At 53.2% G+C, this 2,749-nt stretch carries 2 rRNA genes; both read left to right on the forward strand.

The features are described from left to right. Positions 1-2,556 (forward strand): 23S ribosomal RNA (locus F3J31_RS23145); the annotation flags it as partial. 72 nt (positions 2,557-2,628) lie between these two features. Next, positions 2,629-2,744: ribosomal RNA gene (rrf, locus tag F3J31_RS23150) — 5S ribosomal RNA — on the forward strand. Positions 2,745-2,749: the final 5 nt, after the last annotated feature.

Raw genomic sequence — 2,749 nt, forward strand, 5'->3', positions numbered from 1 at the left:
CACAGGTTGTGAACTCGAAGAGTAGGGCGGGACACGTGGTATCCTGTCTGAATATGGGGGGACCATCCTCCAAGGCTAAATACTCCTGACTGACCGATAGTGAACCAGTACCGTGAGGGAAAGGCGAAAAGAACCCCGGCGAGGGGAGTGAAAAAGAACCTGAAACCGTGTACGTACAAGCAGTGGGAGCACCTTCGTGGTGTGACTGCGTACCTTTTGTATAATGGGTCAGCGACTTATATTCTGTAGCAAGGTTAACCGTATAGGGGAGCCGAAGGGAAACCGAGTCTTAACTGGGCGTTAAGTTGCAGGGTATAGACCCGAAACCCGGTGATCTAGCCATGGGCAGGTTGAAGGTTGGGTAACACTAACTGGAGGACCGAACCGACTAATGTTGAAAAATTAGCGGATGACTTGTGGCTGGGGGTGAAAGGCCAATCAAACCGGGAGATAGCTGGTTCTCCCCGAAAGCTATTTAGGTAGCGCCTCGTGAACTCATCTTCGGGGGTAGAGCACTGTTTCGGCTAGGGGGCCATCCCGGCTTACCAACCCGATGCAAACTACGAATACCGAAGAATGTTATCACGGGAGACACACGGCGGGTGCTAACGTCCGTCGTGAAGAGGGAAACAACCCAGACCGCCAGCTAAGGTCCCAAAGTCATGGTTAAGTGGGAAACGATGTGGGAAGGCACAGACAGCCAGGATGTTGGCTTAGAAGCAGCCATCATTTAAAGAAAGCGTAATAGCTCACTGGTCGAGTCGGCCTGCGCGGAAGATGTAACGGGGCTAAACCATGCACCGAAGCTGCGGCAGCGACGCTTATGCGTTGTTGGGTAGGGGAGCGTTCTGTAAGCCGTTGAAGGTGTGCTGTGAGGCATGCTGGAGGTATCAGAAGTGCGAATGCTGACATAAGTAACGATAAAGCGGGTGAAAAGCCCGCTCGCCGGAAGACCAAGGGTTCCTGTCCAACGTTAATCGGGGCAGGGTGAGTCGACCCCTAAGGCGAGGCCGAAAGGCGTAGTCGATGGGAAACAGGTTAATATTCCTGTACTTGGTGTTACTGCGAAGGGGGGACGGAGAAGGCTATGTTAGCCGGGCGACGGTTGTCCCGGTTTAAGCATGTAGGCGGAGGTTCCAGGTAAATCCGGTACCTTTTAACGCTGAGGTGTGATGACGAGGCACTACGGTGCTGAAGTAACAAATGCCCTGCTTCCAGGAAAAGCCTCTAAGCATCAGGTAACATTAAATCGTACCCCAAACCGACACAGGTGGTCAGGTAGAGAATACCAAGGCGCTTGAGAGAACTCGGGTGAAGGAACTAGGCAAAATGGTGCCGTAACTTCGGGAGAAGGCACGCTGATATGTAGGTGAAGCCCCTGCGGGTGGAGCTGAAATCAGTCGAAGATACCAGCTGGCTGCAACTGTTTATTAAAAACACAGCACTGTGCAAACACGAAAGTGGACGTATACGGTGTGACGCCTGCCCGGTGCCGGAAGGTTAATTGATGGGGTTAGCGGCAACGCGAAGCTCTTGATCGAAGCCCCGGTAAACGGCGGCCGTAACTATAACGGTCCTAAGGTAGCGAAATTCCTTGTCGGGTAAGTTCCGACCTGCACGAATGGCGTAATGATGGCCAGGCTGTCTCCACCCGAGACTCAGTGAAATTGAACTCGCTGTGAAGATGCAGTGTACCCGCGGCAAGACGGAAAGACCCCGTGAACCTTTACTATAGCTTGACACTGAACACTGGTCCTTGATGTGTAGGATAGGTGGGAGGCTTTGAAGCGTGGACGCCAGTCTGCGTGGAGCCGTCCTTGAAATACCACCCTTTAATGGCTGGTGTTCTAACGTAGACCCGTAATCCGGGTTGCGGACAGTGTCTGGTGGGTAGTTTGACTGGGGCGGTCTCCTCCCAAAGAGTAACGGAGGAGCACGAAGGTTAGCTAATCCTGGTCGGACATCAGGAGGTTAGTGCAATGGCATAAGCTAGCTTGACTGCGAGAGTGACGGCTCGAGCAGGTGCGAAAGCAGGTCATAGTGATCCGGTGGTTCTGAATGGAAGGGCCATCGCTCAACGGATAAAAGGTACTCCGGGGATAACAGGCTGATACCGCCCAAGAGTTCATATCGACGGCGGTGTTTGGCACCTCGATGTCGGCTCATCACATCCTGGGGCTGAAGTAGGTCCCAAGGGTATGGCTGTTCGCCATTTAAAGTGGTACGCGAGCTGGGTTTAGAACGTCGTGAGACAGTTCGGTCCCTATCTGCCGTGGGCGCTGGAGAATTGAGGGGGGCTGCTCCTAGTACGAGAGGACCGGAGTGGACGCATCACTGGTGTTCGGGTTGTCATGCCAATGGCACTGCCCGGTAGCTAAATGCGGAAAAGATAAGTGCTGAAAGCATCTAAGCACGAAACTTGCCCCGAGATGAGTTCTCCCTGAGACTTTAAGTCTCCTGAAGGAACGTTGAAGACGACGACGTTGATAGGTCGGGTGTGTAAGCGCAGCGATGCGTTGAGCTAACCGATACTAATGAACCGTGAGGCTTAACCTTACAACGCCGAAGCTGTTTTGGCGAAGAGACGAACAATCAAATTTCAGCCTGATACAGATTTAACAGAATTTGCCTGGCGGCTTTAGCGCGGTGGTCCCACCTGACCCCATGCCGAACTCAGAAGTGAAACGCCGTAGCGCCGATGGTAGTGTGGGGTCTCCCCATGTGAGAGTAGGGAACTGCCAGGCATCAA

The sequence above is a fragment of the Enterobacter sp. Acro-832 genome (assembly GCF_011752745.1).
Classification (GTDB): domain Bacteria; phylum Pseudomonadota; class Gammaproteobacteria; order Enterobacterales; family Enterobacteriaceae; genus Enterobacter; species Enterobacter quasiroggenkampii.